Below are 17,211 nucleotides of genomic sequence, written 5' to 3'. Positions count from 1 at the left end.
ATGAATAAAAGCGAGACAGTGATGATGTGTTGCACGGTAGCTTTCCTGACGGGCTGTGTGCCGCGCATTGAAGTTGCTGCCCCTAAAGAACCCATCACCATCAATATGAATGTGAAGATCGAACATGAAATTCACATCAAAGCGGATAAAGAAGCGACGCAGCTGTTGGAACGGTCGGACAATGCTGCCGGTGATGAGATAAAGAAAAGCGCGCCGGAGGGCGCGCAATAATTAAGCCAATTAAATCAATGTAATGGCAAGGGTAGTAACGATGATTCGTTATGCGGTGACCAACTGAGACAGTTGTGTTTTCGCGTCTTCGGTCGCTTTCTGTGCCACATCTGGGCCGTAGCCGTAACCTTCGGCGAACACGAATTCCAGATCGGTCAGACCGAGGAAGCCCAGGAACACACGCAGGTACGGTTCTAGCAGATCGGTTGGTGTACCTTTATGGATACCACCGCGGCTGGTTAATACGATAGCGCGTTTGCCTTTCACCAGACCTTCTGGACCTTGCTCGGTGTAACGGAAGGTCACACCCGCGCGGGCCACCAGGTCGAAGTAGTTCTTCAACTGGGTAGGAATGTTGAAGTTATACATTGGCGCAGCGATCACGATCACGTCATGTGCCTGCAATTCAGCGATTAAATCGTCGGACAGTTTCAGGGCTTCCTGCTGACGCGGGGTCAGTGCTGCATCGGACGGGCGCAGTGCGCCGACTAATTCACCATCAAGAACCGGAATCGGTTGAGCGGCCAGGTCGCGTACGGTGATGCTATCGTTTGGATGTGCAGACTGCCACTGGGCGGTGAAGTGGTCGGCCAGTTGGTTTGACTGAGAATAACCTGCCAGAATGCTTGATTTCAGAACCAATACTTTGCTCATTGCCAATTCCTTTAGTGATTGAAGTGGGCGACAACATAACGCCCTTTGATGTGTCACATCTTATGCGGTGCTCTGGAAAGTGAAAAGTGCAAATATTCGAGGTCTTTATTCGATTTTCTTGAATAAGACGATGTTTGAATACGGTAGCGCGGAGCGATTAGAGCCGGTTATGACAATGTGCTACTATCCACGGCTTAAAAATCCTGTGCCTTAAAATCAGGTTAGGCTCAATCGAGCCAGATTCGGCGACGCGCAATGTCCCGGCAGAGAAAAGAATTAGAGAAATAATTAAGGAAGAGCAACGTGAAATCACCTCTCAGTGCATTATCTACGCAGTTAAGTGAGCTAATGCTTCGCGATCGGCAACGTCTGCGCCGCCGCTTGCAAGGCGCAGCGAAGGTCAGCAGCCCGCAGGCTCAGGCTGCCATCGCGCAGGAAATTGAGGGGGAAATTATCGCGGCTCGTCAGAAGGTCGAGAACCGACGCGCAAGTTGCCCGACTATTCGCTACCCTGAACAACTTCCCGTTAGCCAGAAAAAAGATGAAATACTGGAAGCGCTGCGCAATCATCAAGTGATTATCGTCGCAGGCGAGACGGGGTCGGGTAAGACCACTCAGTTGCCGAAAATCTGTCTAGAACTGGGGCGCGGCGTACAGGGTCTTATTGGCCACACGCAGCCGCGTCGTCTGGCTGCCAGAACCGTTGCCGATCGCATTGCGGCAGAGCTGGAAACGCCGCTGGGCGGCAGTGTCGGGTATAAAGTCCGTTTTAACGATCAGGTCGGTGACAATACGCTGGTCAAGTTGATGACTGACGGTATTCTGCTGGCTGAAATTCAGCAGGACCGCCTGTTGATGCAGTACGACACGCTAATCATCGATGAAGCGCACGAGCGCAGCCTGAATATCGATTTCATCATGGGCTATTTGTGCCAGCTGTTGCCAAAGCGTCCTGATTTAAAAGTGATTATTACGTCGGCAACCATCGATCCACAGCGCTTCTCCCGCCACTTTAATAACGCACCGATCATTGAAGTGTCTGGCCGGACGTATCCGGTGGACGTGCGCTATCGTCCGGTGGTGGAAGACGCTGATGATAGCGATCGCGATCAGCTACAGGCAATTTTTGATGCGGTCGATGAACTGACGCGAGAAGGGCCGGGAGATATTCTGGTCTTCATGAGCGGTGAACGTGAAATCCGTGATACGGCAGAGGCGCTGACCCGTCTGGATTTGCCGCATACCGAGATTCTCCCGCTGTACGCGCGCTTGTCGAATCAGGAACAGAACCGCGTCTTTCAGTCACATCATGGTCGCCGCATCGTGCTGGCGACCAACGTGGCGGAAACCTCACTCACCGTACCGGGGATTCGCTATGTGATCGATCCGGGTACGGCGCGTATTAGCCGCTATAGCTTCCGCACCAAGGTACAGCGCCTGCCGATTGAGCCTGTCTCTCAGGCGTCGGCGAATCAGCGTAAAGGGCGCTGCGGTCGCGTTGCCGCTGGGGTGTGTATTCGCCTTTATTCCGAGCAGGATTTCCTGTCGCGACCTGAATTTACCGATCCCGAAATTCTTCGCACCAATCTGGCTTCCGTCATTCTGCAAATGACGTCGCTGGGGTTAGGGGATATCGCCGCGTTCCCGTTTGTTGAAGCGCCGGATAAGCGCAACATTCAGGACGGCGTGCGCTTGCTGGAAGAGCTGGGTGCGATTCATCTGGCGGATAACGGGCATTACCGCCTGACGCCGCAAGGGCAACAGTTGGCGCAATTACCGATTGACCCACGCCTGGCGCGTATGGTGCTGGAAGCGCGTAAAATGGGCTGTGTGCGTGAGGTAATGGTGATCACCGCCGCGTTGTCGATTCAGGACCCGCGTGAAAGACCGATGGATAAGAAGCAGGCGTCGGATGAAAAACATCGTCGTTTTGCCGATAAAGATTCGGATTTTCTGGCCTTCGTCAATCTGTGGGATTATCTGCGTGAGCAACAGAAGGCGCTGTCTTCCAGCCATTTCCGCCGTCAGTGTCGTACCGATTTCCTTAACTACCTGCGCGTTCGTGAATGGCAGGATATCTACACGCAGTTGCGTCAGGTAGTGAAAGAACTGGGGCTACCGGTCAACAGCGAACCGGCCGATTATCTGAGTATTCACTGCTCGCTGCTCACGGGCTTGTTGTCGCATATCGGACAGAAAGATATTGAGAAACAAGAATTCAGCGGTGCGCGCAATGCCCGGTTTGCTATTTTCCCTGGCTCTGGGTTATTCAAAAAACCACCAAAATGGACAATGGTGGCTGAACTGGTGGAAACCAGTCGTCTGTGGGGACGCATTGCCGCGCGTATTGAACCCGAGTGGATCGAACCGCTAGCTCAGCACCTGATTAAACGGAGCTACAGCGATCCTCATTGGGAGAAAGCGCAGGGCACGGTGATGGCGCAAGAGAAGGTGACACTCTTCGGGCTGCCAATTGTTGCAGCGCGTAAGGTGAACTACAGCCCAATCGATCCGACGCTGGCACGTGAGATGTTCATCCGCCACGCGCTGGTGGAAGGCGATTGGCAAACGCATCACGCTTTTTTCCGCGCCAACCTCAAACTGCTGGCGGAGGTGGAAGATTTAGAGCATAAATCGCGCCGCCGCGACATTCTGGTGGACGATGAAACGCTATTTGCGTTTTACGATCGGCGTTTGCCACACGATGTGGTGTCGTCCCGCCATTTTGACAAGTGGTGGAAGGGAGCTAATCGGGACAATGCCGACCTGCTTAATTTTGAAAAGAGCATGTTGATTAAAGACGGCGCGGAGAAGGTGAGTGCGCTGGATTACCCGAACTTCTGGTATCAGGGCGGTCTGAAACTACGCTTGTCCTATCAGTTTGAACCGGGAACCGATGCGGATGGCGTAACGGTGCACATTCCGCTACCGATTCTCAATCAGGTACGTGAAGAGGGCTTCGAGTGGCAGATTCCTGGTGTGCGCCGTGAACTGACGATTGCGCTGATTAAATCGTTGCCCAAGCCGTTACGTCGTAACTTTGTCCCTGCGCCGAACTATGCAGAGGCATTTCTGGCACGCACCACGCCCTTGGAGAAAGGGCTACTGGATGCGTTGGAGCGTGAGCTACGGCTGATGACGGGCGTGACGGTGCCGCGCGAGGCATGGCTGTGGGATCAGGTGCCCGATCATCTGAAAATCACGTTCCGCGTCATTGATGAGAAGAATCGCACGCAGCGTGAAGGCAAAGACCTGAACGCGCTGAAAGACCAGCTCAAAGATAAAGTCCAGCAAACGCTGTCATCCGTTGCGGATGACGGGCTGGAGCAGCGAGGTCTGCACGTTTGGAGTTTCGGTTCGCTACCCGATTGTTATGAACAGAAACGAGGCGGCTACTCGGTCAAAGCCTATCCGGCGTTGGTGGATGAAAAAGATAGCGTGGCGATTCGCTTGTTTGATACGCCACACCAGCAACAACAGGTTATGCGGCACGGGTTACGTCGTCTGTTACTGCTGAATATTCCGTCGCCGATCAAATATCTGCATGAAAAACTGCCAAACAAGGCGAAGCTCGGTCTCTATTTCAATCCGTACGGCAAGGTACTGGATCTCATCGATGATTGTATCGCCTGTGCGGTAGATAAACTGATTGAATCATCCGGCGGCCCGGTCTGGCAGGAAGACGCTTTCCAGCAGTTGCATGAAAAAGTACGCGCAGAGCTGAACGAGACGGTAGTGGATATCGCCAAACAGGTCGAGCAAATTTTGACGGCGGTTTTCGCTATCAACAAGCGCCTGAAAGGGCGTGTAGACATGGCGATGGCACTGGCATTAAGTGATATCAAGAGCCAGATGAGCGGTCTGGTGTTCCGTGGTTTTGTGACCCAAAACGGTTGGCAACGTCTGCCGGACGTATTGCGTTATCTGCATGCAATAGAGCGACGTTTGGAGAAGCTGGCGCAGGATGTCCACCGTGACAGAGCACAGATGCTGAAAGTTGAGCAGGTTCAACAGGCATGGCAGCAGTGGTCGAATAAGTTGCCTGCGGAGCGGCGTGACGATGACGACGTGAAGGCGGTGCGTTGGATGCTAGAAGAGTTACGCGTCAGTTATTTTGCTCAACAACTGGGGACACCGTTCCCAATCTCAGATAAGCGCGTCTTGCAGGCGATGCAGCAGGTTGAAGGGTAGTTTCTCTGGAGTGCAGGTCGGCGGCACTGGCTGCCGACTACTTACTGCAACATCTTGCTGTGGCGGCGATGTTACTATTACGAATGATGTTATTCTGACGTGCGTGAGGCGTACTCATCCATCCAGGTAATAAACGCTTCCGGTGGGATAGGTCGGGAAAAGTAATAACCTTGTACTTCATCACAGCCAAAACGAGCCAGATGTTCAAGCGTTTCCTTATTCTCTACGCCTTCAGCCAGCACGACATAGTCTAGTTTGTGCAGCATATTGATAATAGATTGCACAATGACGCGGCTCTTGCGGTCAGTTTTTATATCTTTAATCAGCGATTTATCCAGCTTTATCACCGTCGAAGGGATATTACGCAGGTAGCTTAAATTGCTATACCCGGTGCCGAAATCATCGAGAGCGATAGTAAACCCCATCTGCTCCAGCGTTTGGATGGTGGCAAGTGTTTCTGCGCTTTCAATGATTTTCTGCGTTTCGACGCACTCGATGTCAATGTCCTGAGGGGTGAGTCCGTGGCTGTCCAGAATGGCGACAAGACGTGGGATGAAGTCATTCTCGGAAAAGTTTCGGGCAGAGACATTAATGGATACCGGGAAGGTTAACCCCTGCTGACGCCATTGTTTCACCTGGCTTGCCGCCTGACGGGTAACCCAATCAGTTAATGGCCGCATCAATGTCGTTCCTTCCGCTAGCGGAATAAACTGGTCGGGGTAAATCTCACCCAGTTCGGGGTGATGCCAGCGAATCAGCGCTTCAGCACCAATAACGGTGTTGGTTTTAATACTCAACTTCGGTTGATACACCAAATAAAGACCCGGTTTATTATTCTGTACAACATCGGCTAACTCATTGAGCAGGGTAAACGCGATTTGCTGGGCTTTATCGGCCTCGGGGTCATATGCGAACTGGCGGACATTCTTGGCTATGGCGGCGCGCAGGGCGCTCATGGATTCACGCAAAATTCGTTGCGGCTCACTGGCCGGAATCTGGAATTCAGTGTATCCGACGAAAAACTCCAGTTTAAGCGGGATATGGCTGGAGATACTTTCATGAATTCGCTCGGCACAGGCATCGAGCTCTGCCAGAATCTGCGCTTTTTTATCCGCCTTGACCAGCAGAGCGAATCGGCCTACTGCCGCACAGTAAAGGCTATCTGGTGAACTCAAACTGAGACGCAGGAAGATGCCGATATCTTTCAGCAGGCCTTCTACGGTCGGCATACCTAACGCACACCCCATTTCATAGGCGTAAGAAATATCGATAGTATCAATCAGGATGAGCAGGTAGCGTTCGTGAATGTCGGTAATGTGGCTGATGTCGTCAATCAGACGCTGACGGTTGGGTAACAGCGTTACTCCATCAATCAGGCCAATCGCGTTACGATATTCGATTAAAACCAGTGCAATCGCGGCTAAATCATGCAGTAAACGCAGTTGAATCTTACTGAACGTTCTCGGAACATAATCAATGACGCAGAATGTACCGATAGAATAGCCTTCTTTAGTCTTAAGCGGAACGCCGGCATAAAAACGGATAAAAGGCGAGCCAGTGACATAGGGGCTATCGTTAAAGCGGTTGTCTTGAATGGCATCGGGGCAGACGAAGTGTTGACCGGTTTGTACGATGAAATGATCAAAAGAACCGATTTTATCCATATCATCCAGAGGAAAATGGTTTTTTGCTTTAACATGCAGAGATTTAGTACCGGTTAGCGTCACGAGCGCTGTCGGGGTTTCGAGCAGTTCGCAGGCTAGTTTCGTGAGTTTATGAAGAATATCATCTTGAGATATATCGGATTTCTGTAATTCGTCGAGAGTCTGCATGCGTTTTTTTTCATCATGGCTCAAATGTTTTAACATGTAGACTCTTCCTTTCCGCAATAATAATCGCGACGACATCAATTTAATTTAACGGCGACACAATAACATAGAGGTTAAAAGTTGAGGTAACTTATTATACCACTTTTATCTTTCAGTTAAGGCTCTAAGGATTCTTTGACTTAATCGCTGTTTCTGACGCTTAGCGTACAGTATGAATTCTTGCTGTTTTTCAATTGGTTGGTCGGGGAATAAACGCGTTAACTGAGGCCGTGTTCTGCGAATAAATAATAATCTAATTATAAAAAAGACATTTTCCATGGGGTAGAAATAGAATGTTGATAATTGTCATGCCTGCTGTGGATCACGACAATATGGATGATATACTCGTCATACTTCAAGTTGCATGTGCGTTGGCTACGTTACTCGGCACACTGGCGTGAGCCTCGCCCCGTAGGGGCCGCTGCAAGCAGCGTTCAAATCTGCTTTTAGCAGATTTGTCAGTCACCCGAATCACTTACTTGAGTAAGCTCATCGGGATTCCTTCTCTTGCCGCCTTCCTGAAACTCGAATTATTTGGAGTATAGACCTGTCATACTCGTAATACTTCACATGCATGTGCGTTGGCTGCGTGACTCGGCACACTGACGTGTGCCTCGCCCCGTTGGGGCCGCTGCAATCAGCGTTCAAAAACGCCTTGCTGCTTTTGTCCTGAAACTCGAATTATTTGGAATATATACTTCACATCACATGCGCGTTAGCTTCTCTTATTTACTCTGATAAGAATAGAACAGATATTTTTTTATACCATGAGGCCAGCGCGAAACGACGGTGTCAGGCGGTATCCTGAATAGTGGTTTCCGCCTGACGGGGCATCTACGCCGTGGGCGCTAGTGCTCTTTTGGTGAACTTGTTTTTTGTGAACTTGTTTTTGGCGAATTTAGTTTTGCCAGCGCTTCTAACTGTTGGCGAATGGCAGTAACCGAAACCGCGCGATTATCGGCCCGATCGCGTTCACTGGCATCGGGGGCTGAACTTTGAATTCCCATCAGCACCCAACCTGTTGCCGAGTTTAACATGAGAGGGGAACCGCTATCGCCAGGCAGCGTATCGCACTGATGTGCCACGACGGCGGCCTGAACCCAACCGGTGATTAAGCAATCCTGATGGCGATAAAGCGTGTCCTGGTGATCCTCTGGGTAACCCGCCTGTGTGACGCGCTGACCGCTGTCTCGCAATGCCTGCATTAATTCCTGACGGCTACCTTGCCATAGCGTGAGTGGGCGAATGCCTGGCGGTGTTTGCTTCAGCCTAATCAGGGCATAATCCAGCGGTGCGGCTGATGGCGGAACGATCCATCCCTCGCCGTCAGCTTTCAATTTTTTGGCGAGCGTTTTATTCGTCAGCGCTTCAATTTCCGTGGTTTCATAACGCCATCCATTTTCTGTCGCCAGAAAGCGCAACGCGACAGGTTTATCTATTTCGCCTGCGGGAGGGGTAACCACGCAATGCCCGGCTGTCAGCGCCAAATGGGGAGAAATAAGCGTTGCGGTACAGAGATTGCCACTGGCGGTTTCCAATTGCCCAATGGCTTGCCATGGCCAGACTGCCGTGTCGGGAACGATGTCCCGATCGTCGTGATTAAAAAATAAAATTTTTTGCTGCGTTGCGGCGTCTGTTGCTGCTGATTCTGCCCAACTGAACGGGGCAATAAAAGATAATGAACATAGCAACCAGGCTGATATGCGCATGTCGTCAATGGACCTTATGATGAACGTCATTTTGAGGCGCTAAATATAGCGTGTTGCCTTAACTATAGATGTAATTGTTGGTGCGGAGCGGGAAATTAAAATGTTATCGAGTGTAAAAAGCCTCTGTTTTACGGATGAGTAGCCCTGTCCATTATGTGATGAACGCTACGCCACATCTCGCGTGGCGTAGCGCCCTTGAATTAGCAGAAACGGAGCGCTTCCGTTTCACCCGTTTTATTCGTAACTCACTGTCACGATACGTACCTGTGAACTCAGGTTCTTTGAACTTACGGAACCGATGCCCTGTGGCAACGTGTGCAAACCGTTTTTAACTTGCAGCGTTTGCACTTCCCCTTGTCGTGCACAGCTGACGGTCACATTGCTTGATAGGGTAGTCACATCGCAGACGGGTTCAACGATGGCACCCACAAAGCGAATGATACCTGTTGATGAAGACGATGAGGCGAAAGTATACGGCGTGGCAGCCATCATGCAGAGCAGCATGGCTGATGATTGCAGGATTTTTTTCATTATGATTATCTCGGTATTGCCTGGTGTGTAATGGTATAAACGGCATCGCGTGATAAAACTTTACTGTGCCTAAACCTTGGTCTAGCAATCCGAGATTTATTAACTAATCACTGTTAAATCAATATATTGAACCTATCTTCGGTTGGCCATATTTAGCGGATAGGCTGATATATTTTTTATTTCAATGTGTGTCGTTTTCTCTGCGGAATACAGTCATCTTCTCCTTTATATCTGCACGCCCCTCTTGTTTATTTCTTTATTCGCATCGCGATCGTTTTATTGCGATCGCCCGTGTTACATCGTGAAATCAGGCATAAAACATAACAAAAAATAAACATACGAGCTCATTTGGTACATTTTACGCGTTCATGTTTTTTATGTGATGAATTCCTGTCAAATAAAAAATAAATTTATATGTCAGATGTTTTTTATATTTTGGCTTTAAGTTTCAATAAATTTCCATTTATTAGACTTTAGTTCTGTCTTTTCGGTTTTTTCATCAAACTTCAGACAACTTTTACAAAATAACAATCATGAAAAATATTTATTAACGCATCGCGACGGGGAAGTGCGCTGGGCATCTTGCCCACATAGTTTCCTCGTGTCGAAGGACGTCAGAGTGCTCCTGACTGATGCACTAAAAAAAAGGATCGAGACGTCGCATTAGCGACAGAGCCACGATTGTTTTTTAAATGCGATCGTTAACTTTTATCTGTTATCAGGAAATATAAGTTATGCATAAATCTTTACTCAATACCTTGATTGGTGCCTCATTGCTGTCATCCAGTTTTACTGTTTTTGCGGCTACCGTTGCTGGTGGAACTGTGCATTTCAAAGGTGAAATCGTTAATGCCGCTTGTGCGGTCAGTACCAATACGGCTGACCAGATTGTGAACCTGGGGCAATACCGTACCGCCCGTTTTACCGGAGTTGGAACCTACTCAGGCAAAGTCCCTTTCACCATCAATCTCGAAGATTGTGATTCCACCGTATCCACCACCGCAGCTGTCGCCTTTACCGGCACAGCCGATGCGAATGACAACACCGTCCTGGCTGTCAGCAATATTGGTGGTGGAGCCGCTGGCGCAGCAGGCGGTGTGGGGATTGAAATCTCCGATCGCGCTGGTACGGTTCTGACGCCGAATGGTGCAGTTTACTCAGCTCCACAAACGCTGAACGATGGCAGTAACGTGCTGGCATTCAGCGCACGTTATAAAGCCACGCAAGCGACCGCTACACCGGGCGCGGCAGATGCCGACGCCACGTTCACCATCGATTATCAATAAGAACGGTTAGCAAGGAGGCCATAAAGCCAAGGATGGCCGTCTTTATACCCCATTCAACAACACGTTATTGTGAGGTGGTGTGTGCAGAATGCATCTCTTTTATTCCGATCTTTCTTATTTGGGCTGCTGTCTTTTTCTTTATTGATTGCTCAACAGGCACAGGCTGGTGGTATCGCGCTGGGAGCCACTCGGGTGATCTATCCCGCTGGGGCCAATCAGGCTTCACTGTCCATTATTAATAGTGATGAAAAAAACCGCTTTTTAATTCAATCCTGGGTGGAAGATAAAGACGGTAATAAAACCACGGATTTTCTGGCGACGCCGCCACTTTTTGTGGTGAAACCTAAGGGCGAAAATACACTGCGGTTGATGCATGTAGGGGCATCGTTACCGACCGATCGCGAGTCCGTTTACTGGCTCAACGTGAAAGCGATCCCCGCCGTGGATAAGCGTGACCTTCAGGATAAAAACGCGCTGCAATTGGCCGTGTTATCCCGGATAAAACTTTTTGTTAGGCCTGCCAACCTGCCGATGGGGGCGGATAGCGCATCGACTATGCTGCGTTTCCAGCAGTCGAGCAATACGCTCACGATCACCAATCCTTCTCCCTACTTTATTACGCTGGTCAACCTCCAGTCTGGTAGTCAGAAACTCCCTAACACCATGGTACCGCCTAAAAGTTCAGCATCAGTGGCATTGCCTGGCAAAGCATCCGGTGCGGTGAGTTACCAGACGATTAACGACTACGGTGCGATGACGCCGCGCGCCATGGGCTCAGGGCTATGAAACGGTGAGATACCAGCCGCCGTCGAATGACATTGCGACGACTGCCTGCGCTTTTCATCGTCATAGATGAGGAATTTTTGTATGCGTTCACAATCTACGATACAACCACCTTCAGCCGCATGTTATCGCGTCATTCCTACGCGATTACGCTGGTATCCGGCCATGATGCTATGTCTGGTATTTCCATTGAACGGTGAGGCCGAAACTTTCTTTAATCCGACGTTTTTATCGGACGATCCTTCTGCCATCGCCGATCTTTCTCGTTTTGATAATGGTGAAGGGCAACCGCCGGGCATCTATCGGGTCGAGATTTATGTTAATGCCGAATATGCGGTTTCTCGTGATATTGCGTTTCAAGTGCGCACGCCCTCCGATACCCCCGGCGATGATACGGGCCTTGAACCTTGTCTGACGACAACACTGCTGGAACAACTTAATGTCAATCTGCGATCTTTTCCCTCTCTACGTGACGAACCCGCTTCGGCGTGCGTCAATTTGCCGCAGGTAATCCCTGATGCTCGCGTGGATTTTGATTTTGAACTTCAGAGATTGAATATCAGCTTGCCGCAGGTTGCGTTGAAAAATGCCGGACGAGGATACATTTCGCCGGAAGAGTGGGATGAGGGTATTACGTCGGCATTGTTTAATTATCAATTCACCGGCAGCAATGCTCACGGCAATGCCCGCAGTGACAGCTATTTCCTCAATCTGGATAGTGGGGTGAACTGGAATGGTTGGCGGTTGCGTGATTACTCCACCTGGCGTTATTCCCGTTATTCAAATTTGCGCTATAACGAATTTCAGCACGTCAGCACCTATTTACAACGCGCCATCATCCCCTGGCGTAGCGAATTGACCATCGGTGACAGTAATACGGTAGGAGAGGTCTTTGATAGTTTGGGATTTCGTGGCGTACAGATGGCGTCTGATGATGCCATGTTGCCGGACAGCCTGAGAGGATTCGCGCCAACGATCAGAGGGATTGCTAAAAGCAATGCCCGCGTCACCATCCGACAGAATAGCTATGTTATTTATCAATCTTATGTCGCGCCTGGCGCCTTCGAAATTACCGATCTTTACCCTACGTCATCCAGCGGTGACTTACAGGTGACCGTTACTGAGAGCGACAACTCGACGAACAGTTTTGTGGTGCCTTATTCCGCCGTGCCGCTACTTCAGCGTGAAAATCGGATGAAATATACCGCGACGGTCGGTAAGTATCGCAGTAACAATGCGCAACAAGATCAGCCCTTTTTTGGTCAGGGCACACTGATTTGGGGGCGCTCGGCGGGGGTGACGCTGTATGGCGGCACTCAGCTTGCTGAAGATTATCAGGCGTTGACGTTAGGGACGGGTAAGAATCTCGGCGATTGGGGGGCTTTTTCTGCTGACCTCACTCAGGCTTATAGCACGTTGTCAGATGGCAGCGATCATCGCGGGCAGTCGCTGCGTTTCCTGTATGCCAAATCACTGAATGACCTGGGGACTAACTTTCAGATTCTGGGTTATCGCTACTCAACCAAGGGTTTTTTTACGTTGGATGAGGCCAGCTATAAAAATATGAGCGGTTACACGGTCGATTTTACTGATGCTCAGCCTGTTGTACGTGACTACTACAATCTGAATAACGCGAAGAAAAGTAGGATGCAGATGAATATTACCCAGCAACTGGGTGATGGACGTGGATCGCTATTTTTGACGGGGAGCCGACAGGATTACTGGCATACCGATGGCACGAACGATCTGCTGCAAATCGGCTACAGCAACGTGTACCGCGGCGTGAGTTATAACCTGAGCTATAGCTATAACAAAAATCAAGGGCTGGAAGAGCGAAATCAGCTGTTTGCTTTTAACCTTTCGATTCCTCTGGGCCAGTGGCTTAACGGACACCGAGAAGGCATTAGACTTCGGCGTTCACAGAATACCGCGTATACCTCGTACAACATGACATCGGACAATCAGGGGCGCACGTTACAGCAGGTTGGGCTCAGTGGCACGATGCTGCCAGAAGGCAACCTTAATTACCATGTCTCCCAAGGGTATGGTAACCGCGGCATCGGGAACAGTGGGAACGCAGGGCTCGGTTACCAGGGCACCTACGGTAACAGTAATGCCAACTACAACTATACGCGCAACACCCGTCAGCTTAACTATGGGGTAAGCGGCGGTGTGGTGGCGCATGCCGATGGGGTCACATTTAGCCAACCGTTGGGCGATACCAATGTGCTGATTAAAGTCCCCGGAGCCAGCCGTGTCAGAGTGGAGAATACTACCGGTATTCAGACGGACTGGCGCGGCTATGCCGTCATTCCCTATGCCAGCGTTTATCGTAATAACCGCATCGCGCTGGACGTCAATTCGTTAAATCAAAACACCGAAGTTAACAACACTGTCGCTAACCTTGTGCCGACGAGGGGGGCGATGGTTCGCGCCAGCTTTACCGCCTATCAGGGGGGACGCGCGCTGATCTCACTGCAACAGCGCAATGGACGAGCGATTCCCTTTGGCGCACTTGTCTCCCGCGTGGACAGCGATAGCACCGGTATTGTTGGGGATGATGGGCAGGTATTTCTATCTGGGCTAGCCCCTGAAGGTGAGCTGAAGGTCGCATGGGGAAGCGGTTCACAGCAGCAATGCACGCTTCGCTACGCTCTGCCAAACGGCAGCGAAAACCAACCGATTTCCTACACGAAGGCGATATGTCAATGACATTACTGATGAAAAATAATAAAAGCGCGCCGCGCAGTCATGTGTGGTGGCGCAGTGTTACCGCAGCGGGTTTACTGGGCATTGCTAGTCAGGCTAGCGCGGTGCAATGCACCACATCAAGCGGTTCACCGTTAACGTATGACTACACTTATGCACTGGCCTCTAGCCAGAACTATGTCGGATATGTGACGGGGTGGAATGAAAAAACCGATGCGGGCTCCTATACGATAAGCGGCCCATGTAATAACCGGGATACGGTTTATTATTCGGCACAGTCTGGTCCGTCATTGGTTCTGGCATCAACGGAAAGCGGCGTGAACTGGTTTAATATTACCGGTAATGATTATCTTCAGGTGTCATCGCGCATTTTTGTCTATAACCGAACCTCGGGGGGGACATTTCATAATGTGCCGTTTACCGATGTAAATAACAATTGTGCAGGATTGTGCGGAGGAAATGCGACAACGGGCAGTCGGGTTCAGGTGAACTTCCGCATCAAGCGCAAATTTGTGGGGGTTTCTAATATCCCAATGGCACCGATTTTTTATCTCTACGGTAATCAGGGAGGCAATGGGCAAAGCGTGGGATCGCCGCTAGTCGTCGGCTATATGAGCGGTTCGGTCACGGTGCCTCAGAGTTGTGCTTTGAATGCGGGGCAGATCATCAGTATTGATTTTGGCGGGATCTCATCAGGATTGTTTAACACGGCAGGGGAAAAACCGGTTGGCGTTTCTCCTGTGACGCGAACGATAGGTATTGCTTGTAACGGCATCGATGCACAGGCGAGTCTGTCGATGCGGCTTCAGGCCGATCGCGTGTCTGGCGATATGGTGGTTTCCGATAACCCTGATGTGGGATTTATTGTCACAGACAGTGGCAGCAATCCCTTGACGCCTAACGATATTGCGAGTGTGATCCCCTTTACGTTGGATGAAACGGCAAGTGCAAACGTGGCGATCACAGCGTATCCGGTCAGCGTTACAGGGAATAAGCCTCAGGAAGGCGTTGCGACAGCAAATGCTTATCTGCGTGTCGATTTTTACTAACAGAGGGGGAATCGATGAACCGACTTCAGGATATGATGGTACCTACCGTGCGTGCACGAGTGACATGGGGCGTTCGTTTGTGCTTGGTTTCCTTGATCATGAGTGTTTGTACGTTGATGCCCGCGCGAGCTGATCTGGGACTGACCAATGTGCGACTCACCGCGACGCTGCTGGCAAACAGTTGCAGCGTCAGCGTGGGAACGCAGGAACAAACGGTTGAACTCGGCACATGGTCAAGCAAGCAGTTTGCTATGGGATCGCAAAATCCGAATCCGACACGCTTCGAGATTGTTCTGGAGAACTGCGGGGTAGCGGCGTCTGGCGTCGAGGTGACGTTTTATGGCAGTGCACCAACGGCGGATAATACGCTGCTTGCCCTTAACGCGAGCAGTAGCGCGACCAATATCGCTGTGGCGATTCTGGATAGCGAACGCCGTCGTTTGGCTCTCGGACTGCCAACCCCTATTTATGCGTTGTCGGCTAACGCAGCCCGTGTGGCACTGGTTTTTTATGGGCAGTATGTGGCGATCGGTACGCCAGTGACGGTCGGTTCTGCCAATGCGGATGCAACATTTACGCTGACCTACCTGTAGGCGTTGGGAATATTCAGAAGGTGTGACGGGTCAGGTGACCCGTCGAGGTATTAATTACATTCCGTGAGGTGACGTAATTTACCGCGTTCCAGCGTAATCAAGCCTTGCTGCTGTAGCCGCTTTAGTCCCCGTTTTATCGTACTTTTTGAGAGTGACGTACGTTGGGAAATATATGACAGAGCGGAAAAACGTTGTTTGACGTCCGGGGGAAGTTGATTCAGAGAATGTAGCATTTTGTGCACGATGGAAAGTGAGTCACCATGATTGCCGATACAATGGTCAATCAATGCATGAAACCCGGTATTAACAATCGCTAACACATCGTCGAAACGTTCATAAGCCGTAATAATGCGCATCGCGGTATTGAAAGGAATACTGCGAATTTTTCCATAATCAACCCTTTCCAGATAGAGTTCCCCACCATCAAGCGTCACCATGGACCAACCGATGATGGCAGGTGATAATATAACGGAAATAACTTTATCATCGATTGACTGCTTCATTAAGAATGCTCCTTCATCCAGAAAATAAATCACTTGCTCTCCTGATGGATAAAAGAAATAAAGTCGTTTCCCTTTGATGACTTTAGTCGGTGGGGCGATATTGCTGTGTGGTGAAAGTATTTTTGTAATTCTAAAAATAGAGGTATTTAATTCTTTCATTGAAAACCTGTACGTGATGGAGTTATAACGCGTCCATTTCGTTTTATGAAAATACAGCATCCTTAGAGGTATGTTATTAAGTTTATGATTTTTAAATTCAATCCATATTCGGCTAAGTATATTGTTGTCTTTTTATCAATAAATACCACCTTGTTTTAAGTGATTATAGGGTTAGCACATTGTGGTGCTAATGCGATAAAATAGACGCTGCGCGCAGCGCGGTGTTGTGTTTGGACATCGTGGATGTCTTGGTAAATTAAACCTTGTAGTTAGTGTGCTTTATTTATTAATAATAAATATAAATTGAGATCCAATGTGACTTATTATTGATTTCGAAATTGTAGTTTAAGATTTAGATAATTCCATTGTTATTGGCGTGTTTATCATCGTAAATGAGATGATAGTCTTCAAGTGATTGATTTAAAAGGTGATATTGTCTGGTTTGACCTATCGATGGGGAACGGAAGAGATTAAAATATAGGAAAAAACAATATTGTTAATGAGATTGGTTATCAATATTGGTGAGTGTTTTTTATTCAGATAGACGTCTGTGCTTAATAATAGCGAGAATACGTGGGTAGCTGCGTGGTAGAGAAATTCTGAGCATTAGAGAAAAAAACTTAGGGTAATAATTCCACAGAGCAGAACGAGGGATAGCATAATTTCGAATGAGTAGCGACGCATCATGTTCCCTTCCCCCCATGAAATAAACACCCGATGAACTGGGTGTTTAATGATGATTGTGCGGTTAACCTTAGTGACGTGATCCGACCGTAAGCGACGCCTTCCCGATAGGTAGGGGAAGGCGAGGGTACTTACTGATTATGCTGCTGGCGTGGTATCAGCAGGTTTTACCGTTTTCGCTTTTTTCACATGTTTTTTAGCCGCTTGTGCTTTCTGTGCAGGAGCTGGTTTTGCTTTCTTCACGTGTTTCTTGGCAGCCTG

Annotated in this window: 12 protein-coding genes and 1 pseudogene; 7 read left to right on the top strand and 6 right to left on the bottom strand. The window is 49.5% G+C overall.

The features are described 5' to 3' along the window. Positions 1-231 (top strand): YnbE family lipoprotein, encoded by a 231-nt coding sequence (locus A6301_RS02620; RefSeq protein ID WP_107167517.1) that lies wholly within the window; start codon positions 1-3, stop codon positions 229-231. Between the two features lie 48 nt (positions 232-279). On the opposite strand, the gene A6301_RS02615 is transcribed toward A6301_RS02620, so the two are convergent. Further along, positions 280-885, bottom strand: coding sequence for an FMN-dependent NADH-azoreductase (locus tag A6301_RS02615; protein ID WP_107167516.1), 606 nt, complete (start codon positions 883-885; stop codon positions 280-282). A gap of 303 nt (positions 886-1,188) precedes the next feature. On the opposite strand from A6301_RS02615, the gene hrpA reads away from it, so the two are divergent. Further along, the gene (hrpA, locus tag A6301_RS02610) at positions 1,189-5,076 is read left to right on the top strand and encodes an ATP-dependent RNA helicase HrpA (protein WP_234257047.1); all 3,888 of its coding nucleotides are present in this window, start codon (positions 1,189-1,191) and stop codon (positions 5,074-5,076) included. An 89-nt stretch (positions 5,077-5,165) separates the two neighbouring features. On the opposite strand, the gene A6301_RS02605 is transcribed toward hrpA, so the two are convergent. The 3 genes from A6301_RS02605 to A6301_RS02595 form a co-directional block, all read right to left on the bottom strand. Continuing rightward, positions 5,166-6,944: an EAL domain-containing protein gene (locus tag A6301_RS02605; protein WP_234257046.1), complete on the bottom strand. Its 1,779-nt coding sequence runs from the start codon at positions 6,942-6,944 to the stop codon at positions 5,166-5,168. Positions 6,945-7,792: 848 nt separating this feature from the next. After that, positions 7,793-8,653 (bottom strand): serine protease, encoded by an 861-nt coding sequence (locus A6301_RS02600; protein ID WP_234257045.1) that lies wholly within the window; start codon positions 8,651-8,653, stop codon positions 7,793-7,795. 234 nt (positions 8,654-8,887) lie between these two features. Continuing rightward, positions 8,888-9,184 carry a type 1 fimbrial protein gene (locus A6301_RS02595; protein ID WP_234257044.1) on the bottom strand — a complete coding sequence of 99 codons (297 nt, stop codon included), beginning with the start codon at positions 9,182-9,184 and terminating at the stop codon, positions 8,888-8,890. Positions 9,185-9,918: 734 nt separating this feature from the next. On the opposite strand from A6301_RS02595, the gene fimA reads away from it, so the two are divergent. The 5 genes from fimA (at position 9,919) to A6301_RS02570 (ending at position 15,604) form a co-directional block, all read left to right on the top strand. Further along, positions 9,919-10,470, top strand: a complete 552-nt coding sequence (fimA, locus tag A6301_RS02590; protein WP_107169679.1) for a type 1 fimbrial major subunit FimA — start codon at positions 9,919-9,921, stop codon at positions 10,468-10,470. An 81-nt stretch (positions 10,471-10,551) separates the two neighbouring features. Beyond that, a complete protein-coding gene (locus tag A6301_RS02585) occupies positions 10,552-11,256 on the top strand; it encodes a fimbria/pilus periplasmic chaperone (RefSeq protein WP_205542633.1) in 705 nt (234 codons plus the stop codon). Between the two features lie 81 nt (positions 11,257-11,337). Beyond that, positions 11,338-13,965 carry a fimbrial biogenesis usher protein gene (locus A6301_RS02580; RefSeq protein WP_234257043.1) on the top strand — a complete coding sequence of 876 codons (2,628 nt, stop codon included), beginning with the start codon at positions 11,338-11,340 and terminating at the stop codon, positions 13,963-13,965. Then, complete coding sequence (locus tag A6301_RS02575; RefSeq protein WP_234257042.1) at positions 13,956-15,011, top strand: fimbrial protein; 1,056 nt, start codon at positions 13,956-13,958, stop codon at positions 15,009-15,011. The genes A6301_RS02580 and A6301_RS02575 overlap by 10 nt, the downstream gene beginning before the upstream one ends. A gap of 14 nt (positions 15,012-15,025) precedes the next feature. Further along, positions 15,026-15,604, top strand: a complete 579-nt coding sequence (locus A6301_RS02570; protein ID WP_234257041.1) for a fimbrial protein — start codon at positions 15,026-15,028, stop codon at positions 15,602-15,604. A gap of 50 nt (positions 15,605-15,654) precedes the next feature. Here A6301_RS02570 and A6301_RS02565 read toward each other — a convergent pair whose 3' ends face one another. Beyond that, positions 15,655-16,266, bottom strand: coding sequence for a helix-turn-helix domain-containing protein (locus A6301_RS02565; RefSeq protein ID WP_234257040.1), 612 nt, complete (start codon positions 16,264-16,266; stop codon positions 15,655-15,657). Positions 16,267-17,088: 822 nt separating this feature from the next. Further along, positions 17,089-17,211 (bottom strand): annotated as a pseudogene (locus A6301_RS02560) (acid shock protein); the annotation flags it as partial.

The organism is Pectobacterium sp. IFB5596 (genome assembly GCF_021432585.1).
Classification (GTDB): domain Bacteria; phylum Pseudomonadota; class Gammaproteobacteria; order Enterobacterales; family Enterobacteriaceae; genus Pectobacterium; species Pectobacterium punjabense.
The sequence above is the reverse complement of the archived record's forward strand: the minus strand, read 5'-3'. Positions and strand labels throughout refer to the sequence as shown.